Raw genomic sequence first — 24,995 nt, 5'->3', positions numbered from 1 at the left:
AAGTCTAAAACATGAAACCTAAGATTGAATTATTAGCCCCTGGCGGTGATGTCGAGGCGATTAAAGCCGCAATTATTGCTGGTGCAGATGCTGTTTATTGCGGCTTAGATACCTTTAACGCTCGTAATCGCGCTGCTAATATTTCTTTTGACCAATTGGTTGGGATCATTCGACTTGCCCATCAGTACGACTGCGAAATCTTCTTAACCTTGAATATCGTTATTCTTGAGCAAGAATTTAAAACCTTAATGAAGTTACTTAATAAGTTGGTAAATACCACCTTAGACGGCGTTATTGTGCAAGATTTGGGCTTACTGTATGTACTGAGAAAACATTTTCCGACTTTAGCTATTCACGCTTCAACCCAGTTAACCACCCACAATGCAGGCCAAATCCCGTTTTTAAAGCATTTAGGCGCAGAGCGGGTGAACTTATCTCGTGAATTAAACCTACGTGAAATCACTACCCTTGCAGAAGTTGGCCGCGAGCATGACATGCTCCTTGAAGTGTTTGTCCATGGCTCATTATGTGTGGCGTTTTCAGGTTTATGTTACTCAACCTCAGCCAGCGCGGGTAACTCAGGTAACCGAGGCCGCTGTAGCCAAGCTTGTCGTGAAGAGTATGAAACCACTGAATCAGGTAATAATTTTCCGCTAAACATTAAAGATAACTCCGCCTTTTTTGACCTACCGGCGTTAATTGAAGCTGGAGTGTATTCATTTAAAGTTGAAGGCCGTATTAAAGGTGCCAGTTACGTACATACTGTGATTGATAGTTTCCGTAAGCAAATTGATGGCTATGTTGAAACAGGTGAATTGACCCAAGATGGCGAGCGCTTATATAAAGTATTTAACCGCGACTTTACCAACGCCTTTTTACGCGGCGATTTAAACCAATCAATGTTTATTGATAACCCACGGGATAACTCTAAAAATCATTTGGTTGACCAATTAAAAGCAGAAAAAGGTGAGTCGATTTCAGTGGTGCAAATCCACGATGCCCAGCAGCAATTGCAAATCGATAAGCAGCAAATTAATGCCTCTGTGGATGATAAAATTGCCCACTTAAGTATTGAGAAAATCAAGCTATCATTGGCCTTTGCCAGTGAACAAGGTCAGCCCTTAAGCCTGACTGTTACCACTGAACAAATGAGCAGTAAACTGGCCTCGGCAGAGCAGCAAACCTTAGTGCTGCATTCAAGCAGTAGTATGCTGCCAAGCGAAAAACTCAGTGTTGACCAAGAAGCCATTGAAAAGCGTTTTAAAAATATCAATAACGCCAATTATGAATTAATCAGCTTAGATTGCAGTGGTTTAGCAGATGGCTTAAGTATTCCATATCGCGAGATCACCACCCTTAAAAATCAGCTGTTAGCTTATTTAAACGATGGCATTGAAGTGATCCCAACGGTTGAGTTACCAAAACTTGAACGCCACCCTAAAGTGGCAGTAAAAGCTGACGCTGAAACAGCCCAGCCACAGTTATCTATTTTGATTTGTGATGAAGCGGATGTGGCACTAGCCCAAGCAACCGATGCTGATATTTATTTCAAACTGCCAGATGCCTATAAACGTGGCTGCACTAAATATGTGGAATTCTTCAAGCAAAACCCACGCTTAATTCCATGGTTCCCGCCAGTATTGATTGGTAAAGATTACGATGCAGCGCTTAATATTTTACAACAAGTAAAACCTGAGCTTATCGTAACTAACAATACAGGTATTGCTTATCACGCCCAAAAGCTAGGTGTTAAATGGATTGCTGGACCATTTTTAAATACCACCAACTCATACGCTTTATTAGCCTTAAAAGAAGGCTTTGATTGTAGCGGTGCGTTTATTTCAAATGAAATTAACCGCCAACAAATGAAGCAATTAGCCCGACCTAAAGACTTTAAAATGCTTTACAGCATTTATCATCCAATTTTGTTAATGGCCAGCAGACAATGCTTCTTCCAACAAAGTGTTGGCTGTGAAAAACCACGAATTGATAATGGCTGTATGTTGTCATGTGATAAATCCACCAGCATTAAAAACTTAAAAGGTGACTCTTTTGCCATTGATAAGCAAAAAGCAGGTTACCCAAGTATTTATAATCAAGACCAATTCTTGAACATGGATATCGTTGACGATTTAGCTGATTTATTTGACGGCTTCATGATTGATTTAACCAACATTGGGGCAGGCGATAGAGTCTCACCAGACAAGCTGGCATTGATAAAACAGTTTGAGCAATTGCTACAAGGCAACCAAAACGTTAAATCAGAGCTTGCCACTATGGTGCCAGAGTCAACGGTTGATCAGTACATCAACGGTTTGTAATACTAGCCCGCTGATTTATTGATAACACAGTAACAAAGCCCTAATGTAGCTCGCGACATCAGGGCTTTTTTGTCTTCTCAATATGATTTATTGGGATAGGTAAGGTATTTAAAATCAGCAACTAATGCTAAAAGCATCCTAATATCACCCAGCCAAATGTAACAGTTTGAATCGCCCATTAAATAACCGATGAATATTTAAACGCTTGTTTTGATAACTGTTTCTAATACACTTAAAATCTCTTTGTTATCGATAAAACCGTAACTAACCGAACTTACACTGTTAATTATTTGTTGCTTAAATTGCACTTACCTTAAAGTGAGGTCAGAATCACACCACCCGAGTTTACTTGATCTTAGTCACAAAATAATAAGAAAAAATATGACAGCACGTATAACAAGTAATAAAGAATATCTGTTCTCACCTGATAAACCATTAATTTCCAGCACTGATCCACAAGGGGTTATTACCCACTGTAACCAAGCATTCATCGACACCAGTGGCTATAGCCGAGAAGAGCTAATTGGTCAGCCGCATAACCTTGTTCGCCACCCAGATATGCCCAAAGCGGTATTTGAAACTATGTGGCAGACATTAAAGTCTGGCAAGGTATGGATGGGGCTGGTAAAAAATCGCCGCAAAAATGGAGACTATTACTGGGTGAGTGCTTTTGTCACTCCAGTTTATGATGGTAATAAACTGGTGGGCTATGAGTCGGTACGAGTGCAAGCTGAACCCGATGAAAAACTACGTGCGAGCAGTGCTTATGCGCGCATCAATGCTGGCAAGTCAGCATCATCGCTGCGCAGTCGCCTAAAATTGGGCTTCACTAAAGCATTACCAATTATTCTGCCCTCACTAATACTCACCTTAATGCTTGCTTGGCAAGGTAACAGCGTCGCGGCTACAGCCAGCTTAATCGCTGGACTAGTAAGCCTTGGCTGGAGTTTGCAGCAACAAGCTAGTCAGTGGAATAAACTACTATTAATTAGCCCTAAATCATTTGCCAATGAAACTGTTGCCCAAACCTACTTTGATGATACTGGCACCAGCGCCCAAGCTAAAATGGCTTTCATTAGTGAAATAGCCCGCTGCCGCACAGCATTAACTCGTATCGATGAGTCAGTTAGTGGCTTAGACAAAATTTCCAATATCAGTAAAACTCAAGTGTCAGTGACTCAAGCAGCGGTAGAGCATCAAGGCTTAGCGACTCAACAAATTGCCTCAGCGATCACCCAGATGTCCCAAGCTATTCAAGAAGTCGCCCAAAAAATTGAAGAAAACTCTCACAGTGCAGAAAATGCCATTAGCTTTGTTGATTCTGGCGCAGCGCTGGCCGATGAGTCCCTAAGCTCAATCCACCAGCTAAGTCATGCGGTTGACAGCATTGCTATTACGATTAAAGAGTTAGCCACCTCAACTGAAGAAATCGGTCAAGCGGCCAATTTAATTTCCTCCATTGCTGAACAAACCAACTTACTGGCTCTCAATGCTGCCATTGAAGCGGCTCGGGCTGGAGAGCAAGGCCGTGGCTTCAGTGTTGTCGCCGATGAAGTGCGCGCCCTTGCCTTAAAAACCCGTGAATCAACCGACCAAATCCACAGTGTCATTAAGCAGTTGTCGGCTCGTACTAATGCCGCTGTTGATATGTCACACCAAGGTGAAATTGCCACTAAAAATGGCCTTGAAGTAGTTGAGAAAACTCGCTCATCACTGGAAAAAATAAAAGGTGCGGTGACGAATATTACCGATATGACCTTTCAAATGTCCTCAGCAGTTGAAGAGCAAAGCGCTGTTGCAGAGCACATCAACCAGCAAATTATTGAAATTGCTGATGGGGCAACCGATACGGGCTCTGCGGCCAATAAGTCACTCAATGCCAGTGAGGAGTTAGAAAAAACCATCAAGGTATTTCACTCTCTTATTCGCCGTTTTAAATTATAAGCCGCTATAGGGAAAACTGATCTCAGTGCGCTGTATTGGGCGCACTGAAGTCATGATACCCCTCTTGGCAAGCTTGTGTAATGAGCCTGCTTCAATCTGCCTGTTTCAATATCAAGCGATGCAATACAGGCTGTTCCCAAAACAAGCCAGCCTCAATAAAGCCCTTCTCTGTGTTCTTATCCCAAAGCTAGGCAATAGCTAGCACTATTTATAGCGAAAAGTTATAATTGGCCACTTAATTACCCTTTAAACCCTAGGAGCTATTTTTGGCACACACTTACATCCCGCTAGATGTGTATAAGCGCAAGTGGATTTTTAACCATAAAGATTTGCCTGTTGCTGATGAAGACAAAGCATTAATCAAACCGTTAACGGACAAAAGTGCCATGATGGTTTGGAATCAATGGATAAGTAATAAGTGTAATCGTGCTGAATTATTTTCTAAGGGTGACTGGGCCGCTAAGCAAGATGCTTGGAAGCAAACCGAGCACTGGCAAGCGGCATGGGACTCTGAAGATAATACCCTGCCAGAACCGATTGCTGAGTTTATTGACTGGAGTGACGATACCCAAGTATTTTTCTGTTATGAAAAATACCAAATCATCGAAACCACCTGGGCAGTGTTTGCTCAAAACTGGAAAGCCTTTTTGTTTTTCGATGATGGTCCAATTTTGATCGCCCCGAAAAAGAAACAAGCCATTATGTTCGAGCAAAATGGCCAATATAAGCTAGGAACGCGTTCGTAATCTTGTTGTGCAAAATCAGCATACAGCCCGTATAAATCACACTTTATAAAATGAGTTGCCCATGAAACGACTTTCAATAATTGCCCTCACCGCTGCGTTAGTGTTACCACAAATGGCTGAAGCTAAAACCGTTTCAGGTGTTGAGCTGGCGGATAATATGACGATTGCAGAGCAACAGCTTGCCCTTAATGGCGCAGGGGTGCGCAGCAAGTTCTTTATGGACTTATATGTTGGCAGCTTGTACTTAGCAACACCTGCAACCAATGTAGATGCGGTTATCGCCCAGCCGATATCAGTGATTAGGCTCAATATCACTTCTGGAATGATCACCGCAGATAAAATGACTGATGCCATTGTCGAAGGTTTTGATGCAGCCACCAATGGCGATAGCGCATCCATTCAAAGCAGTATTGATGCGTTTATGGGACTATTTAACGAAGAAGTCCGCAAAGGCGATCAATTTACCTTTGTCACCCATAAAGACGCTGGGGTAACCAGCTTTAAAAATGGTCAAGAACAAGCCACAATTGCCAATGAAGCGTTTAGACAAGCGTTAATCAAGATTTGGCTAGGCGATGAGCCTGCTCAAAAAAGCTTACGCAAAAACATGTTGGCAAAATAAACGCTGTTAATAGCGCTTAATCCACAGCCACAAAAAAGCGACCTGATGGTCGCTTTTATAGCTAGTTTTATGTAACACCTTTGCTAAAAGGCTAGTTAATAAAGCTTAAAACTTAATATCAATGGCTAAACCTGCTGCCGCTTGATTTTCAATATCATCAGACACCTTAGGTTGACTTAGCTCCATTTCACCAGCAAAGAAGTAACCACCATAGGCATTAATCGATACTTTCTTGCTGATATTCCAGCCCGCACGAATAAAACTAACCCACTCTTCTACTTCAATAGTTTGCTCAGCATCAGTCACTAGAAAGCGCTCGGTACGTCTTGAAGCCCCTAAACCAAAATTCCATTTGTCATCAAGTTTATAAGATAGCTCCAAACCTGCTGGGCCACTAAAGCCTGCTTGGAATGGATTACTTAACGACAGTTTGTCGGTTATGTTCCATTTTACCGCTAGGTAAGGAATGGTTTTTACCTCAGAGATATCATTTAAGTACGCCACCCCAACCCCAAGCATGTTACCTGACTTAAAGCGGTACATACCTGAAGCCACAACCCCATAACTTTGCGCATCTGAAGACGATGCCGTATTAGCATAGGAATATTGTAATTTCGGTGCGAATAAAAACATCCACTGGGCATTAGGGCGATAACTTAAAGATAAACCGGCACTGTATTTATTGATGGAACTCCAAGGGGTAACGTTACCTTGCAGTAGGCCTGCGCCAACATTTTTAAAACCATAATCGAGGTTGTCATAACCTACATTGGCGCCGATAGACCACTCTTTGCCAATAGGCATCGATGCCGACAGCTTCATGCGCCATACATCACGTTGCAGTTCGGTATCTGAGCTGCCGACTTGAGCCGCTTCAGTTGAAGTGCGCGATACATGAAACTTAAACGGTGAGTAATCGTAGGCAGAAGCGGTTGCGCTAAACGCTAAGCTAGACACTGCTGCTAGCTTGGCAACATAGGGAATAGAAAGCCTTTTTGAATAACGCTTTTTAACTTCAAAGGCAGTTTGCTCTGGCACGAGGGACAAACTTGAAATCGTTTTCATTAATCGCTTCCTTTCTCATTATTATATCGATCGAAATTATCAGGTATAAATCATAACGTCTATACTGGAACGCTTTTAAATTGGATCACTATTTCAATATTTTATGACACTTTTCAGCGCTGAAAACCATGTTATCTAAGCCAGTTTGCGATAACCCAGCTTACCGCTGCTACACTCGATGGGCTTTTAAAAACATCTCCGTGGTATCTTCAATATATTGCGCCCGTTTAGGCATTAAGTCTGTGGCATCTAGGCGCAGCTCTAAACGCAGCTTCAGCTCACCAAAAAGCATTAAACTTAAGCGAACGGCGCTGTCATGGGGCTGGGGGAAATAATACTCACCGTGCTGATTCACCGCGGTAAAGTAATCCGCCAGCAAGGCTAAAATATGCTTAGGGCCGGCATCAAAATACAGCTTTGATAGCTCTGGATGGCTATCAGCATGAGCAAGACAAGTTTTGAAAACTGCTAATACTTCTTCACTCACAACCAAATCACTAAACTGTTTCGCAAAGGTAACTATTGTTTGCTCAGCATTGAGTGAGTCATTTAATAAGTTGCCGGTCAGTTGATGCACCACACACTTAGATTCTATCGCCGCGACAAATAACTCATCTTTAGAACCAAAGTGTGAATACACCGTTTGCTTAGAGACTTCAGCTTTTTTCGCGACCAAATCCATACTGGTATTAGGAAAACCTTGCACGCAAAAAAGCTCAATGGCTGCATCTAAAATCCGCATTCGTTTTTGTTCGCTACGAGTTTTCACCGCACCATGATTGCACGGTGCTGAGTTTGCCTCATTTATCATAATCACATCTTCTTGTATTTATGTTTGTTTTCGCTACAAGCGCAACCACACCTTAACAATAAATAACATTTAATCACAAATTAGACTGGACAGTCTAGTTTTATAGAAATAAACTAAAACCCAAATAGACTAGACAGTCTAGTTCTTTATTAGCCCAGCATCACATGATGTATTCAATTGGTCAATGCTATTAAGCCTTGGTTTAATTAAAATTAAGGAAGTTGCAGTAGCAATAGGAATGTTCACCATGAATAAAGTCACCGTACAGCGTCGCGTCAATAAGCTTGGCATTATCATCAGTTTGATTTTGTTAACGGCCTGTAATGAGGCCGCAATATCCAATACGGCAACAGTAACTATTCCTAATGTGATGACCCAGCCACTTAATGCCAGTAGCAGTTACCTTCAGCAGCAGCGATACACGGGTATTGTGCGCTCAAGCGATACCACCGCCATAGGCTTTGAACTGGCGGGCAAATTAAGCGACATTGTTGTTGATAGTGGCGATAGCGTCATTAAAGGGCAACAACTGGCCAAGCTTAATACCCAATTACTTCAGGCTGAGCAGCAACAATTAGCGGCGTCACTACTGCAAACCCAAGCCGATTTAGATTTAGCGCAAAGTAATTTTAATCGCTCCGTTAAGCTGAAGAAAAAGCAGTATGTATCCCAGCAGCAGTTTGATGAAAGCCAGCAGCAAGTCGCCAGCCTGCAAGCCAATCAAAAACGCCTACAAGCCTCGCTTCATGCCACCGAATTAAAGCTAGCAAAATCCACATTAGTGGCGCCTTTTGATGGCAACATCAGTAAGCGTCACCATAATATCGGCGAAGTTATCGCCTTGGGTAGTCCGGTGTTTACCTTAATTGGTAACAACCAGCAGCAGGCTTATATTGGGGTGCCAAACACGGTCGCGATGACCATGCAAACCAATCAAAGCGTCAACATCACTGTTGGCAATCAAACCTACACTGGCACCATTGCCGGGATCAGCGCAGAAATCGATGCGGTCACTCGCACTGTGCAGCTGCGGGTAGACTTACCCAATAACAGCCGCATGATCAATGGTGAAATCGCTTATCTTGAATACCAACAACAGGTCAATAGCGCCGGTTACTGGGTGCCCATTTCCGCACTCACTGATGGTATGCGAGGCTTATGGAATGTGTTTGTGGTCACCAAAAATGCTGACGGACAAGCCCAACTAGAGCGCCGCGACGTTGATATTATTTACACCAACCAGCAACAAGCCTTTATTAATGGCGCGATTGATAAAAATGATGTCATAGTCACTCAGGGCTTACATAAATTGGTGGTTGGCCAAATTGTTAGCCCAAGCTCACAAGCTGTTGCGAGGTCATTATGATTAAGGCCTTTGTTGAAAATGGCAGGCTAGCAAGTTTAATGATTGCCCTGCTATTGGTGGCGGGGTTAGGCGCCATTAGCAGTTTACCCCGCACTGAAGACCCTAACATTACCAACCGCTTTGCTTCGGTGGTGACTCATTACCCCGGCGCATCGGCTGAGCGAGTGGAAGCTTTGGTCACTGAAGTGTTAGAAAATCAACTGCGCCGCTTAGAAGAATTAAAGCTAGTGCAATCTACCTCGCGCCCGGGCATTTCCGTTATCCAGTTAGAGCTTAAAGACACGGTAACTGACACAGCTCCGGTTTGGTCTCGAGCCCGTGATTTAGTCGCCGACAGTAAATCTACACTGCCGCTACCGGCGCAAAACAGCATTTTGGATGACCAAACAGGTTACGCCAACACCGCGATTTTAGGCTTAGTGTGGCAAAACGACAGCCCAATTCGAACTGACGTACTCAAGCGTTATGCTAAAGAGCTGCAAAGCAAGTTACGGGTACTTAATGGCACTGACTTCGTCAACTTGTCTGGCACCCCAGATGAAGAAATTCTGGTTGAGCTTGATGGCAATAAAATCAGTCAACTTAAATTAACTCCCGCTGCTATTGCCGCTATTTTGTCTAATGCTGACAGTAAAATATCAGCTGGTGAAATCCATAACGCTACCTTTAAAGCGCTGATAGAAGTATCAGGCGAGCTTGATTCAATCACTCGCGTGGGCCAAGTGCCGTTAAAAATTGATACTAATGGTCAGATCATTCGCCTAGGTGATGTCGCCAATATTAGCCGTCAACCTAAAACACCTGCCACCAGCATTGCGCTGATTAATGGCGCTGAAGGGGTATTGGTGTCGGCCCGAATGCTTGACGATAACCGAGTTGATCAATGGCAAGCGCAAGTAAGCCAAGTGGTCGATGACTTTAGCGCTAACTTACCGGCTAACATTCAAGTGCAATGGCTGTTTGATCAACAAGGCTATACCAGTGTGCGCCTAGGGGATTTAGTCATTAATTTAATCCAAGGCTTTGTGATTATTTTACTGGTACTGATGCTCACCCTTGGGCTAAGAAATGCGCTGATTGTGGCATTATCACTGCCGCTAACGGCCTTGTTTACCCTCGCCTGTATGAAGTACACCGGACTGCCCATCCACCAAATGTCAGTCACTGGTTTAGTGGTGGCACTGGGGATTATGGTGGATAACGCCATTGTAATTGTTGATGCTATTGCCCAGCGCCGCAAACAAGGCTTAAGTAAACTTGAAGCCGTGAGTAAAACCTTGCACCACTTATGGCTGCCGCTTGCGGGCTCAACCATTACCACCATGTTGGCCTTTGCTCCGATAGTTTTAATGCCCGGCGCAGCAGGTGAGTTTGTTGGTGGTATCGCCATTTCAGTGATGTTTGCTCTACTGGGCTCATACTTAATTTCACACACCATCATTGCTGGTTTGGCGGGGCGTTTTAGCCAAGATAATGCGTCTATGGCGTGGTATCAAAAAGGCATGGCCTTCCCGCGTCTTAGTCATGCTTTTCAAACCAGTTTACGCATTGGCTTAAAAAGACCCGTGATCACCGCTGTGCTGATTGGTATTTTGCCGGTTGTCGGTTTTGTTGCTTCAACTAAAATGACCGAGCAGTTTTTCCCGCCATCGGATCGGGATATGTTTCAAATTGAAGTGTATTTAGCGCCATATGTGAGCTTAGCCAATACCCGTCAGCAAGTTGAACAAATTGATCAGCGTTTACGGGTGCTTGAAGATGTTGAAATGAGCACTTGGGTCATTGGCGGCAATACGCCATCGTTTTATTACAACCTGACCCAGCGCCAACAAGGGGCGGCTAACTACGCCCAAGCCATGGTCAAAGTGACCGACTTTGATGCGGCGAATCGACTGATTTTATCGCTACAAGCTGAGTTTGATGATGCTTTTCCCCAAGCGCAAATTTTAGTGAGAAAACTAGAACAGGGCCCACCATTTAACGCCCCAGTTGAATTACGCATTTACGGGCCATCATTAGATGTATTAACTCAGCTAGGAGAACAGGCCCGCGGCTTGTTTATGCAAACCAAAGATGTGATCCATACCCGCGCCACCTTAAGTGCAGGCTCACCAAAGGTGTGGATGCAAATCAATGAAGATGCCAGCTTAATGAGCGGCTTAAGCTTAACTGATATCGCCAAACAAATTGAAATGTCTACCACAGGTATCATAGGCGGCAGTATTTTAGAGCAAACTGAATCGCTACCAGTAAGAGTAAGGTTAGCAGATAGCTCAAGAGAGCAAGCCACTCGTTTATCTGAGCTTAATTTACTGTCTAATAATGGCAATATTATTCCGCTGTCAGCCATTTCCCACAATGAAATCAATGTCAGTCGCGGCGGGATCCCAAGGCGCAATGGCGAGCGGGTTAACACCATTGAAACCTACATTGTCAGTGGCGTACTGCCCGGAAAAGTACTCAATGATGTTAAAGATAAACTCGCCCAAATTGAGTTGCCAGCGGGTTACCATATCGAGATCGGCGGTGAAAGCGCCAAACGCAATGAAGCGGTGGGCAATTTACTGTCAAACATCGTAGTGGTGGTGACCTTATTACTGGCAACAGTGGTGCTGTCTTTTAACTCATTTAGATTAACTGCGATTATCTTATTAAGCGCATTTCAATCAGCAGGACTTGGTCTGCTGGCAGTGTATGTGTTTGGGTTTCCGTTTGGCTTTACCGTGATTATCGGCTTATTAGGCCTAATGGGGCTGGCCATTAATGCCGCTATTGTTATTTTGGCAGAACTTGAAGACATGCCAGAGGCAAGACTTGGCAACCTTGAAACCATCATCAACATTGTTAGCGGCTGCGGCAGACATATTGGCTCAACCACCATCACCACCATTGGCGGCTTCTTGCCACTGATTATCGCAGGCGGCGGTTTCTGGCCTCCCTTTGCGATTGCTATCGCTGGCGGCACCTTACTCACCACCTTGTTATCTTTGATTTGGGTACCGACTATGTACCTTTTATTAATGAAGAAAAGGCCACAGCAACAGCCAAGCCTTACACCATTAAGCGCCTAATATTAGTCGCTACCTCTGCAATAAAAAACGGCGCTATTAAGCGCCGTTTTTTATATTTGCCTAACCATGTTGATGCAGTAGCTTATTGCATTACGCTACACTTAGATCAACGCCTGTATTGCAGCCTAAATTCGAACATTAACTTTTTGTAATTTTTTGTCCACCCTGCTGAAATGGATTAACGCGTACAATTCAGTTCTCAACAGACAAATCACTAGGAAATAACATGAAATTGACTCAACTCATTTGCGCCACATTGGCCATTACCTCATTATCGGCATTCGCAGGACAAGAAGACGACGTATTGGCAACACTGGCAATGCAACGGGCTAACTTCAGCTTAGAGCAAGCGATTGAAAAGGTCAGCACTGATTATGCAAAGCACATTACTGAATTTGAAATTGATGAGCATAACAATCAAGCCATCTATGAAATGGAAGCCGTCAATCTTGATGCCCAAAAGAAGCATAAGCTTGAACTCAGCCTTGAAGATGGCGCAGTGCTAAAACACAAAACCAAAAATAGTCTAAGCCGCTTAGATGATGATGAGCTATTAGCATTACAAGAGTTGCAAGCTTCAGACTTTAACTTAGCAACAACCATTGCTACATTAAAGCAAAAATACCAGGCTGATATCTTTGAATTTGAATTAGAGAACAAAAAAGGCATTACTTTCTACAAGTTTAAACTGATGGGTGAAGAAGGCGCAAAACGCATCATAGTGGATGTAAAAACTGGCACCATCATTCCTGTTATAAAGCACTAATTCAGCATTGTTTTTTGGGGAGGTAACTCCCCTTGAGGAAGAGTATTTTGCGCATTCTTGTTATTGAAGATAATCTAACAACCCAGCAATACTTGCAAAAAGCCCTGCAAGAACAAGGCTATGAAATCGACCTAGCGGATAATGGCCAAGACGGGTTATTTTTAGCCCTAGAGGGTGATTACCAATTAATTGTACTGGACAGGATGCTGCCTAAATTAGATGGCTTAAGTGTATTAAGCACCCTAAGAAATGCAGGCAAGCAAACCCCAGTGCTATTTTTAAGTGCCTTAGACAGTGTATCTGAGCGTGTAAAAGGCCTGCGTGAAGGCGGGGATGATTATTTGATCAAGCCCTTCGCCCTTTCTGAACTGCTGGTGCGTATTGAAATATTAATTCAGCGCAAAGGCACCCATCATGAAAAAATCATCAGCACGTTACAGGTCGCCGATCTTAAAATGGATCTGCTTTCCCATAAGGTGTTTAGAGGCTTAACTGAGATTTCACTACAACCCAAAGAGTTTAAGTTGTTACGCCATTTAATGGAGCACAGTGGCCAAGTACTATCTCGCTCGTTACTGTTTGAAGCCGTTTGGGATTATCAATTTGATCCACAAACCAATGTTATTGATGTGCATATGGCACGATTGCGTAAAAAGGTAGAATTTGATGGTCTTCCCCCTTTACTGGAAACGGTACGTGGCGTTGGTTACAGAATGGTGGCACAGGGTTAAAAGCGCCCATTCAGTTTGGCGTTTAACCCGCTTATATACCGTTTTATTATTAGCGGTTGTCAGCATTTTACTGGTGGTTTTGTACCAATTAAGTATTGGGCAGATGAACCGCCAACAGCAGTTGCAAATGGATAACCTGATTGCGCAGCAAACCTTACTTGCTGAGCAATTACCCCCCGAACAATTTAGTGAACAATTTGAGCTGCAAGCCCAAAGCTCACGGCAGTACATTCTCAGTTATCAAACCAAGCAACAGCTTATAGGCAGGCTGAGTGAAGTCCCGACTGCGCTATCCCAGTGCCCAAGCTTAACGCGCTTTCCTATTTGGCTTGATCAATATGATGAAATCAGACTGGTTTCAGGCTGTGCTCACTCAACCGCTACAGGTACGCTGATTATTGCGGTCGATGATGAGTCATTACATGAACTTAAAGCGCAATTTATCAGTGCCTCAGTCATGGCATTATTATTGGCTGTTTTATTGGGTTTACTCACAGGCTTGATTTTTTCTATGCGGGTATTAAAGCGAATTAATAGCTTTAACCAAGTGGCATTACGGGTTGAATCTGGCGAGCTAAGCGCGCGGGTGACGGTCTCTGAACAAAATGATGAATATGACCATATGGCATTGCATATCAATACTATGCTTAGCCAATTACAGCACTCCTTTGACACCATTGCCGGCATTACTGATGCCATTGCCCATGACTTACGCACCCCGCTTGGCCATTTAAGGCAACAAATTGAATCTGAACTACTGGATAAACAACAGCATAATTTGCCCACTGAGCCGCTGCAGAATATGCTCAATAAGCTCGACGAAATATTATTTACCTTTAGTGCAATGCTTGAACTCACCCGTCTCCAGCAACAACAGCACGATAATAGCCAACAGTTCAAAATGGTTGATTTACATGACGTCATTATCGATGCCGTGGATTTAATTGAGCCGCTAGCGGAAGAAAACCAGCAAGTGGTCAGCATAAAAAGCGTTCTCGCTCTGTCTATTCAAGGCGATGCCACACTCCTGTTTCGGGCCATATATAATCTATTAGAAAACGCCACTAAATACGCAGGCGTTAATGCCGCCATTAACGTTGAGCTAACCGCCAACGGTTTTATCATTAGTGATAACGGCCCAGGTATTTGTGATAGCGAGAAAGACAAGGTATTTCAGCGTTTATACCGCATCGAAAAAAGTCGTCAAATCGCCGGTTTTGGTTTAGGACTCACCTTAGTACAAGCCATTATTCAACTGCATAACGGCAAAATAGCATTACATGATAATAAGCCCGGCTTAAGTGTAGAAGTTAACTTTTAAACCTACAGTAATATCGCCCTGCACTGATGCATAATCAAAGCATTGTGCTGTGTTAGGGCAAGCGACTTTCACTAGCACTTTCTCTAGCAGTATCGCTAGCGCCACAGAGCAGCAAAGCGCCGTTGCTGATGAAATCACCCGCAACTTGCATCAGATGTCGTCCCTTGCCAATGAAGGGCAAGAGCGCGCCGGAGAAACCGTTGAAGTCGCTGACGGGCTAACAGCGCTAGCAGGAGAGCTAAAAACCAAGATTAACTTCTTTAAAATTTAATCATTTGTTTGTAATAAAAGATTGTTAACTCAGGTCGTTATAAGGGGCATGAACGGTAAAGTTCATGCCCCTTTATTTGATAATGAGGTTACGATTAACTACCACTTTAATGACAGAACAGGTACAGAATGAAAAAACGCACCGTTATCGCACTGCTTTCAACCCATGCACTCGTACTCGCCATTGGCTTTGGCACGGGCATTTATACCTTACCTATTCTTACTGCACCAGATGCACCAAGTCGCGAGCAAGTGCAGTCAATTGACTCTGTGCAACGCTTTACAGGTCAATTCAGCCGTAACCTCAAAGATAGCGACGCATTGCATTGGGGCGAAGGCAAAGTGACCCTAGGCGATGAATTTATTGCACTGAATGGCAAGCTGTCACCAGGTCCTGACTTTAAAGTGTATTTGGCCAAAGAGTTTGTAGAAACAGAAGCGGATTTTAACCGTTTAAAATCAACGATGGTGCAAGTGGCCGACATCAAAACCTTCAACAATTTCTTAGTGCCAATACCAAAAGAGGTCGATATCGCAACTTACAACACCATCATTATTTGGTGTGAAAGCTTTGGTCAGTTTATTACCGCAGCCCAGTACCAGTCTATTTAAGCGCTTTAAAAACGATAACTCATTCAACCTTTGTAAGCTTGCTTCCCTTATTTCACCCATCAGCTAATTTTAAACAATAAAAAACCCTGCACTAGGCAGGGTTTGATATTTTACAACTTAAAACACTTACTTATTTTTAGCTTCAGACTCGCTAATACGGTCTAAGTTTTCAGTGTTTTCAAGCCAAAGCGCATTAATGATGCCAAAAGCACAGGCCAGTAATACACCTAAAATCCAAGCGAAATACCACATAATGGCTCCTTAATTAATAAAGTGATGCTTTGTTCTTTTCAATGAAGTCGCGGTTTAAGCGACCAAACATCTTGTAGTAAGTCCAAATGGTGTAACTTAATACTGTCGGTACGAAAATAATCGCCGCCCAAGTCATCACATTAAGGGTCATTTCACTTGCGGTTGCATCCCACATCGTTAAGCTCACATTTGGATCAAGCGATGAAGGCATGACGAATGGGAACATTGATGCGCCACATGTCACGATAATGCCTGCAATAGCTAGTGAGCTAAATAAGAATGCAAAACCACTTCGGTTAAAGCGACTTGCTAGAATCACCAAGATTGGCATCAACAAACCTAATGCTGGGAACAGCATAGTCAGAGGATACTTGTCATAGTTAACTAACCATGCGCCTGCTTCTATAGCAACAGTTTTAGCCGTTGGATTAGAAGGACCAGCAGTATCGATTACTGAAGTAACCACATAACCGTCAATACCATTTACTAACCAAACACCCGCAGCAGCAAACAACACTGTCACTAACAAACCACACACTTGTGATGCTTTAGCAGCGCGAACACGTAGCTCACCTTCGGTTTTCATTTGTAACCATGAAGCACCTTGCATCATCATCATAAGTGCACTGATTAAGCCAGCTAATAAACCAAATGGGTTTAGTAGGCCTAGTAAGCCACCTTGATAAGTTGCACGTAGGTATTCATCGAACTCAAACGGTACACCTTGTAATAAGTTACCAAAAGCAACACCGATAACTAATGGAGGTACAAAACCACCGACAAACAAGGCCCAATCCCACGACTTACGCCATTTTGGATCTTCAATTTTTGAGCGGTAATCAAAACCAACAGGGCGCAGGAATAAGGCGAATAACACCAACATCATTGCCACATAAAAACCCGAGAACGACACGGCATATACTGTTGGCCAAGCAGCAAATAACGCACCACCTGCAGTAATTAACCAAACTTGGTTACCATCCCAATGAGGGGCAATCGAGTTAATCATGATACGGCGCTCAGTGTCGTCTTTACCAATAATTGGTAATAACGCACCCACACCCATATCAAAACCATCTGTCACAGCAAACCCAACTAGCAATACGCCAACCAGAGCCCACCAGATAAATCTTAGCATTTCATAATCAAACATAATCAGGTCCTCAGATTAAGCATCTTGGTTTTCAAAATGATATCTACCTGTCTTAAGGCATGATGGGCCAAGACGAGCAAACTTAAACATTAAGAACATTTCGATCACTAATAGTATTGAGTAGAACACAGTGATTGAAATGATACTGAACCATATATCACCTGGCGTTAGCGTTGATGCTGACATAAAGGTCGGTAAGACTTCTGAAATGGTCCAAGGTTGACGACCATACTCTGCCACAAACCAACCACATTCAATTGCAATCCAAGGTAGTGGCAAGCTGTATAGCGCTGCACGTAATACCCATGGTTTTTCTTCAATTTTATGACGGGTGCTTTGCCAGAATGCCGCAGCAAATACCAATAGCATAATCACGCCACACGCAACCATGATACGGAATGACCAGAACATAGGGGCAACGTTAGGAATAGAGTCTTTAGCGGCAGCTTTAATTTGCTCTTCTGTCGCATCGACTACATTTTCTGTGTAACGTTTTAGCAGTAGACCATAGCCTAAATCGCCTTTGGTCATTTCAAAATCAGCACGAATTTGCTCTGTTTCATTACCTGCGCGAAGTTGTTCTAGTAAAGAGTAAGCAATCATACCGTTACGGATACGAATTTCATGCTCGTCGATTAAGTCGATAATACCAGTCACTTGCTCATCTAAAGAACGCGTTGCAATGATCCCCATTACGTATGGGATCTTAATCGCGTAGTCAGTGTGCATGGTTTCTTGATTTGGGAAACCCACTGCAGTAAAGGCCGCTGGTGCTGGCTCAGTGTGCCATTCCGCTTCAATTGCCGCTAATTTAACGCGCTGTACTTCACCTACTTCATAGCCAGACTCATCGCCTAGTACCATTACCGATAGGATTGACGCCATACCAAAACTTGCAGCAATCGCAAACGAGCGACGGGCAAACGGTAAATCACGACCTTTAAGGATAAAGTAAGAACTAATTGCCAAGACGAACATCGCGCCGGCAACATAACCTGATGCGACTGTATGAACAAACTTAACTTGCGCAACAGGGTTGAACAGTACTTCAGCGAAGCTGGTCATTTCCATACGCATTGTTTCATAGTTAAACACTGACCCTACTGGGTTTTGCATCCAACCATTAGCAATCAGGATCCATAAAGCTGACATGTTAGAGCCGATAGCAACTAACCAAGTAACCGCTAAATGTTGACGCTTACTAAAGCGATCCCAACCGAAGAAGAACATACCCACTAAGGTAGATTCTAAGAAGAAAGCCATTAAGCCTTCAATCGCCAGTGGAGCACCAAAAATATCACCCACATAATGTGAGAAATACGCCCAGTTAGTACCGAACTGGAATTCCATTGCTAAACCGGTGGTAACACCTAAAGCAAAGTTAATTCCGAATAACTTACCCCAAAACTTAGTCATGTCTTTGTAGATTTGGTTATTAGTCATCACGTAAACGGATTCCATAATAGCCAAAATAAACGCTAGACCTAAGGTTAAAGGTACAAATATAAAGTGGTACATGGCTGTTAGCGCGAACTGTAACCGTGACAGTTCAACAACCTCTTCAATAATCATTGGCGACTCCTTACCCAGTACATCCAAATGTCATGTCGACTTCCTCAAAAACAAAAGTGTTATTGCAGGAAATAAATTTATTAATCTAAAGCAGCACCCAAAAAACAGGTTAATGAATTGTTACTTTAAGACTACCGTAACTCAATTTCGTTTTTAGTTTATTTCGCCTTAGCACCACAATAGTGAGACGTTTGTCACACCAAGATAGCAAAGGGTGACACAGCGCAAACAAACCAAGCCCACCAAAATCATAAAATCAGCAAAAACAGTTACTTATAAAAATAATTAATGGTGCACACCTCTATTTTATATCATCTAAATTTGATTCAAATCAATCAAACTTGCCACCCTTAATGGGTTTTCTGTGGGTTTTGGGCAATAGCGCAAACTACCAACTTTTATGTATTGACCAATACCCCAAATATTGCTAGGGATTTTTTTACATTTTTTTAAAATAGTGTTCCCTAATCCATGTTTTGCTAATGAATTTAACCTAAGTAACAAAATTAGATCAAAACAAAACCATGGGATACATATTTTAACCCTTACGGCTTCAATTTAAATAATTAAACAATTGAATACAAACAACAAATAAAAATAATAGTTCAAAAACAAAGCAGGCAACCACATCTCACTCATTAGTTTTGCTAATGCGTGAGATTAATTTAACTCGTTTGAGAAAAACATCGGCAGGCTTTAATATTCGCCCCGTGTTGAGAGAAGGTCGATTGGACTTGAACAGAATGGATTTCAAGTTACATCCCCAACTCTACTAATTTGAAATTATTACTGAGTGGAGATTTAAAAGATGACTAAATTATTTGATCGCGTAATCAACAGCTACAAACGTATCTTTGTTGAAATGCACAAATCGTACTAAACGCTATTATGTTGTTGCTAGCATCAATACCTACAATTTAGGTGAGTGTTAGCAGCAATAAAACTAAAGACGCATTAAGTATGCAATTGCTTGCTAAATCCGTTGGACGTTTACCCTTGATGTTTTGTTAGCGCAAAACAGCTCTTGCAACATAGAGCAATAATCGGCCCTTTAGGATTAATATTCTAAGGGGCTTTTTATTGTCTAATTTAAAGTTTGCTTATCATTGGCGCTTGCAACAGAGTAATCAATGCATAGCCATAAACTCTAAGTTAGTACACATAAGTTAGGACACATAAGTTAGGACACATAAGTTAGTACACATAAGTTAGGACACATAAGTTAGGACACTACTGCTTATATAATCATATAATAATCTATATATTGCCCATTAGTTGCCCCCGCCCAATACTCGTTGGCGATGAATCCTAAAGAGATGACATATGCATGAACAAAAGCTAAGCCTTGTTATTGAAAGCGGCCACCCTGCCTATGAATGGGCAAAAAAGCAGTCTGACGCCGTCGGCGCTTTTGGTCACATAGGTACTCATATTGATTGTTACGATTCAGAGCCATTAGAAGCACAGTATGAAGTCGATGTCGTTGTTATAAATTGTACTCACGAAATGCCGTCAGTGGATGATTTAGAGCCTTTAGCGTTAGCAGACAAAGCATTGGTACTTTTTACCGCAAACATTGAGCAAAATGGTTACGGCACGCCAAACTATGGCGTTATGAATACTGCGCTAACCAGTGATGCTATTGAGCAAATTCTACTTAACGCGCCCGCCTTTATCGTTATTGACAGCTACGGAATAGGATCCCATGGTGATGAACACATAGGTTTTGATAAAAGATGCGAGTCGAAAGGCTGTTTCGTGATTGAAAATGTGAACTTATCTGCAGCAGTAACACACTCAATGGTAAAACTTAAAATAGCCTTTGATAAGGACTCTAAATCGACAGGAAAAAGGTGCGATATTAGCGCAATTTGCCGCTAACTATTTATAGTTTAATAATGCTATCTAACTAATTGTCTCGAATTAATTTCACCTAACAAATCGCATCTAACTATATATCCCAAATTAATCCCACCTAATAAATTGCACCTAACTATTTGTCTCTAATTAATTCCACCTAACAGATTGCGCCTAACCTACTGTATTTAAATGTTTTTATTTAACATTCTGCATCTAACTATTTGTATTTAACTATTTGTATTTAACTATTTGTATTTAACTATTTGTATTTAACTATGGGATTAATAAAGATCTCCTGTTTAAGCCAGATGCGCCCTTTCTGAACCTCGAAACTCCTTTGGGATTAACTGGTTTTTCACTGTCCCCGCTAAAAAGTACCAGCAGCGGACTTTCTGTTTGCCGTTCTCAATAGCTTTATGTATTTCAAAACCCTTAAGTGGCCAAAGTGACTGTTTGTTACTGGCTTCACTTTGACGAAATAAATGATATGTTATAACATTGCCTTTTAATCCATCCTTGATAGGGCAAAGCACGTGAAAAAGCATTTTCTATATTCAATTATTGTCATTTCTAATGGTGCGTTAGCGCAAGATAGCAATAACCCAACCTCAGAAACTAATGATGATATTGAGCGCATTGAGGTAAATAGACTTTGGCAGCCTTACCGAGGCAACGTACCATTGATTGATACTCCCCAAGCAGTAGATAGAATTAATGCCGATACCATCAAAAACGAGGGCATTACTCGTTTCATGGACGCCTTGGACTTTTCGCCTAGTATCGTAAGGCAAAATAACTCTGGCGGTATGTTTGATAGCTTTGCTATTCGCGGTTTTTCGGGCGACGAAAATAACCCGACAGGTTACTTAGTAAATGGCTTTAACTCGCGAGGTTATAACGGCAACAGAAATACCGCCAATATTGAAACCATTGAAGTAATGAAAGGGCCAGGCTCAGCACTGTACGGACAAGGTGAACCGGGTGGCACGGTCAATATCATCACTAAAAAGCCGCAATTTGATGAACAAGGTTATATTCAGGGAACCTTAGGTAATTTCAATCAAAAACAAGTGGAATTTGATCACACCAAAGGCATTAGTGACGATGTTGCTTACCGCATCAATGGCTTTTACGAAGATTCAGATACCTTTCGTGACCATGTTGATATTGAAAGCTTGAATTTAAGCCCGTCACTTTTGTGGAATATCTCTGACGCCACCAGCTTAAGTTATGAAATGGAAATTCTACATCAAAGCAAGCCGTTAGATCGCGGTGTCTATGTATTAGATAATGATTTTGACGCTGTCGATACTGCCGCATTTTATGGTGATACCCGAGACGGAGCCCATAAAGTTGAAGCGCTAGGACACCAACTACTATTAAATCATCAGCTTAATAACTCGTGGCACTTATTAGCCGGTTTAGCTTATCGGGATTCATCCTTTAAAGGTCAATCTTCAGATGCTGAACTATCTGACGGCCGCCAGCTGATTTATAGCGACCCAAATACCTTATCAAGACAAAGAAGAGAGCGTGATTATCAGGCGCAAGACTTCTCGGCGCGTTTTGAAGTTAGCGGTGACGTAGAGCTTGGTGGAATGACCAATAATCTATTAATTGGGTTAGATTATTATAACTTCCAGCTAGATACTGATTATAGAGTGTGGCGAACCGCTTGGGGTTCAGGCGATGCGACATACTCAATCAACCCTAATAACCCTGATTACACTATGTATCAGCCTGAAACCACACCAACAACCTTAACCTTTGAAGAGCAAAAAGGCCTTGGTTTTTACGCCCAAGATTTAATTGAGTTGACTGATAAAGCCAAGCTGTTATTGGGCTTCAGAGTCGATAGCTTTAATCAGCACATTGTCAATAAACTGGATAATGAGTCTCAAGAGCAAGATCAAACTGAAGTATCTTCTCGTTTCGGTTTTGTCTATGAATTGGATGACAATATCAATATTTACACCAGCTACGCTGAAGGTTTCAGACCTAATCCTGGGCTTGATTCAGACAGAAATGCTTTTGACCCAGAACAAACTAAATCTTTCGAAGTCGGTCTTAAATGGCAAAATGTCGCTGACAGGTTCTCCGGTAGCCTTGCACTGTTTGATGCCAGCAAAACCAATATGTTAACAGCAGAGCCAGACACAGGGCTTTCTGCGACTTTAGGTGAGGTTGAAAGTCAGGGAGTTGAGTTTCAGCTGACCACCTTACTAACGGCTGATACCAGCATTGAGTTAGCCTACGCTTATACCGATGCAAGAACAGCAAACGATTTGATTGATAATGACTGGGGCGTGCCAATCCCTAAAGGTTCACGTTTAATCAACGTTGCAGAGCATGTCGGTCATGTGGCCCTAAGACATTATACTGACATTATGGGTAAAGAAGCTTATTTTGGCGCTACGGTCAATTACGTTGGCGACCGTCTAGGTGAAACCACATCACCTGATTATATTTTACCTGCATACACCTTAGTGAACCTATCCGCAGCGATAGAGTTAAGCAGCAAGTTTAGTGTAATGCTTGATGTGAATAACCTGTTTAATGAGCAATACTTTGAAAGCTCCTATCACAGGTTATGGACTATGCCGGGTGAGCCGATTAATTTCACCGCGAGTGTTAAGTATCAATTCTAATTTTCAGTATTAATTGCTGCTTGGGCTTGCTAATACGACTTCTGTTTAAGGTTTTCACTGCTCATTGACATCAGTCAACTCCGCGGTAAACCCCAAACTTCATTGTCTTAGCATCGCCACTAACGCTATTTGGATAGTTAAATTTGATAGTTAAATTTGATAGCGTTAAACCTTGTCACTAGTCCCGACTGACAAGGGGCAAGTCCGCGGTGTAAACTCAAACTGCATTGTTTTAGTACCACAATGACATTAAGCGACCTTAGGGTCGCTTTTTTGTTGAGGATATCAGAGGTGAATCTATCAGTTGGGCTGAGTGGCTCAAGTGTCAAATATAAAGAATGCGTTAATCATTGGGCTTTTCACTAGGGTTAGCACAGTCATTACACAAGCATTGTAATTCTATTTGAGAGTTGAGCAGTTGAAAGTCCGCTTGTTGAATGCTCTCTTTTAAAGCCTCGATCACGCTGGCTTGAATGCCCTTCTCGGCCACTTTGCCGCAACTTTTACAAATCAAAAACTGCGGTACTTGGTGCTTGTGAGCGCAAGTGATGTGTGAACAAGCAAGGTACTTATTTTCAGATGATAGCTTATGCACTAAAGGCAGTTCACTGAGTATATCCAGCATACGATAAACAGACATCGGTGCTAATGATTCTTGGTGTGTCGCACGGTAAATATCAACGATTTCATAGGCTGATAAGGGTTTGCTAGAGTTAAGTAATACACCTAAAACATTCTTTCTTTTTGCCGTTAGCTTTACACCATTGTCGTGACATAGTTGTTCTGCTTTAGCAAAAATTTCAGTGTTATTAGAAGTAGGCATAGATAAGCTCAAGAGAAATCGTTATTGTTGTTATTATTTCTTGTCGGACTGACATTGTAAATGATAAAAAATAGAACATCTTAACAGCATTAAATAATTGCTATTTTTTGTGATTTTAAACCGTTTTTCGGCGCTTAGCTAATTTAGACCATTGGTTTCCTTTTTGTATTTCCAAACTTCGTTTGGATTAGCGTCATGGTTTTCCACCCACAGCTGATTTTGACCTGTGGATTTTATTCTGCATTTCCAAACTTCGTTTGGATTAATATCGTGGGTTTTCTGCCCACTGCTGATTTTGATATCTGGGTTTCAGCCTGTAATTCCAAACTCCGTTTGGATTAACGTCGTGGCGCTTCGCCCCTTCTTTTGCAAAGAGCAGAGTCAAGGGGGAAAGCGCACACATTTTACAAAAGAAGCCCTTAACAAACCCTCAGCGCCCTAACGAAAAATGCTGAAAAGCGCATGATTTTCGATGGGGATTGATCCAGCTTTTAACTTCGTTTGTTGATAACTTCGGTCCCTGTTTATTATAAAGAGTGAAAATGCTAACGCTTCCGATGGTGCATCCCTGCACCGCGAAAGCTAGCCTGACGTCCTGTCAAGCTCACGCTATTTTCTCTGCGTCCTCAATTCAAAGGGAGTCCTTTAGCTGATTAGATTCTTGGTTTTTTTAGCTTTTTTAATTGCCACGAATACAGTCAAATCGAAGAGATAATAATCCCGGTGTAGATGCAGCAGCGAGCTTCTGACTGCCAAGGATGGCAAGAATTTCATTATTTTTCTGGAACAAATTTGACCAAAACATGGCGAAGTTTCACAGCGTGAAACGCTCTGAGCGAGAGGCAGAGATGCCGAACTGGCCGTTTAACATGGATGTTATTTGTTTTGGCAGAGCTTACATGGACCTTTTGATTTATATAAAGAATGCAGCGTCTCGCAGTTGTATCTGCACATAAGGTCGCTTTTTCACATCTGACCCATAGGGATTTGGGAAATGTCATGATGATGTCGGGAACATCATTGACCATGTGATCGCGACAT

General features: G+C 42.3%; 19 protein-coding genes and 1 pseudogene. 13 read left to right on the top strand and 7 right to left on the bottom strand.

Going from position 1 to position 24,995, the window contains the following annotated elements; all coding sequences use genetic code 11:
• Nucleotides 1-11 precede the first annotated feature (11 nt).
• The 4 genes from Q4557_RS17640 to Q4557_RS17625 all read left to right on the top strand — a co-directional run bounded on the left by Q4557_RS17640 (nucleotide 12) and on the right by Q4557_RS17625 (nucleotide 5,633).
• Nucleotides 12-2,321, top strand: coding sequence for a peptidase U32 family protein (locus tag Q4557_RS17640; protein ID WP_303414351.1), 2,310 nt, complete (start codon nucleotides 12-14; stop codon nucleotides 2,319-2,321).
• Nucleotides 2,322-2,702: 381 nt separating this feature from the next.
• A complete protein-coding gene (locus Q4557_RS17635) occupies nucleotides 2,703-4,265 on the top strand; it encodes a PAS domain-containing methyl-accepting chemotaxis protein (RefSeq protein WP_303414348.1) in 1,563 nt (520 codons plus the stop codon).
• A 266-nt stretch (nucleotides 4,266-4,531) separates the two neighbouring features.
• Nucleotides 4,532-5,011: a DUF2947 domain-containing protein gene (locus tag Q4557_RS17630; protein ID WP_102475418.1), complete on the top strand. Its 480-nt coding sequence runs from the start codon at nucleotides 4,532-4,534 to the stop codon at nucleotides 5,009-5,011.
• 61 nt (nucleotides 5,012-5,072) lie between these two features.
• Nucleotides 5,073-5,633, top strand: coding sequence for a chalcone isomerase family protein (locus Q4557_RS17625; protein ID WP_303414345.1), 561 nt, complete (start codon nucleotides 5,073-5,075; stop codon nucleotides 5,631-5,633).
• A 105-nt stretch (nucleotides 5,634-5,738) separates the two neighbouring features.
• On the opposite strand, the gene Q4557_RS17620 is transcribed toward Q4557_RS17625, so the two are convergent.
• A complete protein-coding gene (locus tag Q4557_RS17620; RefSeq protein WP_133126422.1) occupies nucleotides 5,739-6,698 on the bottom strand; it encodes a DUF6268 family outer membrane beta-barrel protein in 960 nt (319 codons plus the stop codon).
• 169 nt (nucleotides 6,699-6,867) lie between these two features.
• Nucleotides 6,868-7,509: a TetR/AcrR family transcriptional regulator gene (locus tag Q4557_RS17615; RefSeq protein WP_303414342.1), complete on the bottom strand. Its 642-nt coding sequence runs from the start codon at nucleotides 7,507-7,509 to the stop codon at nucleotides 6,868-6,870.
• A 247-nt stretch (nucleotides 7,510-7,756) separates the two neighbouring features.
• Between Q4557_RS17615 and Q4557_RS17610 the strand changes: the two genes are divergently transcribed.
• From Q4557_RS17610 to Q4557_RS17580, 7 genes and pseudogenes are all read left to right on the top strand, one after another.
• Nucleotides 7,757-8,875: an efflux RND transporter periplasmic adaptor subunit gene (locus Q4557_RS17610; RefSeq protein ID WP_102475420.1), complete on the top strand. Its 1,119-nt coding sequence runs from the start codon at nucleotides 7,757-7,759 to the stop codon at nucleotides 8,873-8,875.
• Complete coding sequence (locus Q4557_RS17605) at nucleotides 8,872-11,946, top strand: efflux RND transporter permease subunit (protein WP_303414340.1); 3,075 nt, start codon at nucleotides 8,872-8,874, stop codon at nucleotides 11,944-11,946. Before Q4557_RS17610 ends, Q4557_RS17605 begins: the two co-directional genes overlap by 4 nt.
• A 226-nt stretch (nucleotides 11,947-12,172) precedes the next feature.
• Entirely contained in the window at nucleotides 12,173-12,712 is a 540-nt protein-coding gene (locus tag Q4557_RS17600; RefSeq protein WP_303414337.1) for a PepSY domain-containing protein, read from the top strand.
• Between the two features lie 47 nt (nucleotides 12,713-12,759).
• Nucleotides 12,760-13,443 (top strand): response regulator transcription factor, encoded by a 684-nt coding sequence (locus Q4557_RS17595; protein WP_303414335.1) that lies wholly within the window; start codon nucleotides 12,760-12,762, stop codon nucleotides 13,441-13,443.
• A complete protein-coding gene (locus Q4557_RS17590; protein ID WP_303414333.1) occupies nucleotides 13,409-14,764 on the top strand; it encodes a HAMP domain-containing sensor histidine kinase in 1,356 nt (451 codons plus the stop codon). The genes Q4557_RS17595 and Q4557_RS17590 overlap by 35 nt, the downstream gene beginning before the upstream one ends.
• A gap of 82 nt (nucleotides 14,765-14,846) precedes the next feature.
• Nucleotides 14,847-15,035, top strand: a pseudogene (locus Q4557_RS17585) (methyl-accepting chemotaxis protein); the annotation flags it as partial.
• Nucleotides 15,036-15,163: 128 nt separating this feature from the next.
• Nucleotides 15,164-15,646: a DM13 domain-containing protein gene (locus Q4557_RS17580; RefSeq protein ID WP_303414330.1), complete on the top strand. Its 483-nt coding sequence runs from the start codon at nucleotides 15,164-15,166 to the stop codon at nucleotides 15,644-15,646.
• Nucleotides 15,647-15,772: 126 nt separating this feature from the next.
• Here Q4557_RS17580 and cydX read toward each other — a convergent pair whose 3' ends face one another.
• From cydX to Q4557_RS17565, 3 genes are read right to left on the bottom strand one after another with little or no spacing between them, the layout of a single operon-like run.
• Nucleotides 15,773-15,898 carry a cytochrome bd-I oxidase subunit CydX gene (gene cydX, locus Q4557_RS17575; protein WP_102438737.1) on the bottom strand — a complete coding sequence of 42 codons (126 nt, stop codon included), beginning with the start codon at nucleotides 15,896-15,898 and terminating at the stop codon, nucleotides 15,773-15,775.
• 13 nt (nucleotides 15,899-15,911) lie between these two features.
• Complete coding sequence (gene cydB / locus Q4557_RS17570; RefSeq protein WP_102438739.1) at nucleotides 15,912-17,051, bottom strand: cytochrome d ubiquinol oxidase subunit II; 1,140 nt, start codon at nucleotides 17,049-17,051, stop codon at nucleotides 15,912-15,914.
• A 15-nt stretch (nucleotides 17,052-17,066) separates the two neighbouring features.
• Entirely contained in the window at nucleotides 17,067-18,623 is a 1,557-nt protein-coding gene (locus Q4557_RS17565) for a cytochrome ubiquinol oxidase subunit I (RefSeq protein WP_102438741.1), read from the bottom strand.
• Nucleotides 18,624-19,946: 1,323 nt separating this feature from the next.
• On the opposite strand from Q4557_RS17565, the gene Q4557_RS17560 reads away from it, so the two are divergent.
• Together Q4557_RS17560 and Q4557_RS17555 are read left to right on the top strand one after the other, a co-directional pair.
• A complete protein-coding gene (locus Q4557_RS17560; RefSeq protein ID WP_102475426.1) occupies nucleotides 19,947-20,504 on the top strand; it encodes a hypothetical protein in 558 nt (185 codons plus the stop codon).
• Between the two features lie 512 nt (nucleotides 20,505-21,016).
• Nucleotides 21,017-23,131, top strand: a complete 2,115-nt coding sequence (locus Q4557_RS17555) for a TonB-dependent siderophore receptor (protein WP_102436252.1) — start codon at nucleotides 21,017-21,019, stop codon at nucleotides 23,129-23,131.
• Nucleotides 23,132-23,474: 343 nt separating this feature from the next.
• On the opposite strand, the gene Q4557_RS17550 is transcribed toward Q4557_RS17555, so the two are convergent.
• Entirely contained in the window at nucleotides 23,475-23,954 is a 480-nt protein-coding gene (locus Q4557_RS17550) for a Fur family transcriptional regulator (protein WP_102436250.1), read from the bottom strand.
• 773 nt (nucleotides 23,955-24,727) lie between these two features.
• The coding region (locus Q4557_RS17545; RefSeq protein ID WP_303414322.1) for a hypothetical protein at nucleotides 24,728-24,995 on the bottom strand (268 nt) is incomplete at its 5' end.

Origin of the sequence: Shewanella sp. 5_MG-2023, assembly GCF_030547465.1 — a bacterium.
In the GTDB taxonomy this organism is placed as follows: Bacteria; Pseudomonadota; Gammaproteobacteria; order Enterobacterales; family Shewanellaceae; genus Shewanella.
The sequence above is the reverse complement of the archived record's forward strand: the minus strand, read 5'-3'. Positions and strand labels throughout refer to the sequence as shown.

Excerpts from the sequence above, each read along its gene's own strand:
- Q4557_RS17610 (WP_102475420.1), top strand. The coding sequence starts at position 7,757 with ATGAATAAAGTCACCGTACAGCGTCGCGTCAATAAGCTTGGCATTATC.
- Q4557_RS17565 (WP_102438741.1), bottom strand. The coding sequence starts at position 18,623 with ATGATTATTGAAGAGGTTGTTGAACTGTCACGGTTACAGTTCGCGCTA.
- cydB (WP_102438739.1), bottom strand. The coding sequence starts at position 17,051 with ATGTTTGATTATGAAATGCTAAGATTTATCTGGTGGGCTCTGGTTGGC.
- Q4557_RS17580 (WP_303414330.1), top strand. The coding sequence starts at position 15,164 with ATGAAAAAACGCACCGTTATCGCACTGCTTTCAACCCATGCACTCGTA.
- Q4557_RS17615 (WP_303414342.1), bottom strand. The coding sequence starts at position 7,509 with ATGATAAATGAGGCAAACTCAGCACCGTGCAATCATGGTGCGGTGAAA.
- Q4557_RS17605 (WP_303414340.1), top strand. The coding sequence starts at position 8,872 with ATGATTAAGGCCTTTGTTGAAAATGGCAGGCTAGCAAGTTTAATGATT.
- Q4557_RS17620 (WP_133126422.1), bottom strand. The coding sequence starts at position 6,698 with ATGAAAACGATTTCAAGTTTGTCCCTCGTGCCAGAGCAAACTGCCTTT.
- Q4557_RS17600 (WP_303414337.1), top strand. The coding sequence starts at position 12,173 with ATGAAATTGACTCAACTCATTTGCGCCACATTGGCCATTACCTCATTA.
- Q4557_RS17560 (WP_102475426.1), top strand. The coding sequence starts at position 19,947 with ATGCATGAACAAAAGCTAAGCCTTGTTATTGAAAGCGGCCACCCTGCC.
- Q4557_RS17640 (WP_303414351.1), top strand. The coding sequence starts at position 12 with ATGAAACCTAAGATTGAATTATTAGCCCCTGGCGGTGATGTCGAGGCG.
- Q4557_RS17550 (WP_102436250.1), bottom strand. The coding sequence starts at position 23,954 with ATGCCTACTTCTAATAACACTGAAATTTTTGCTAAAGCAGAACAACTA.
- cydX (WP_102438737.1), bottom strand. The coding sequence starts at position 15,898 with ATGTGGTATTTCGCTTGGATTTTAGGTGTATTACTGGCCTGTGCTTTT.
- Q4557_RS17625 (WP_303414345.1), top strand. The coding sequence starts at position 5,073 with ATGAAACGACTTTCAATAATTGCCCTCACCGCTGCGTTAGTGTTACCA.
- Q4557_RS17635 (WP_303414348.1), top strand. The coding sequence starts at position 2,703 with ATGACAGCACGTATAACAAGTAATAAAGAATATCTGTTCTCACCTGAT.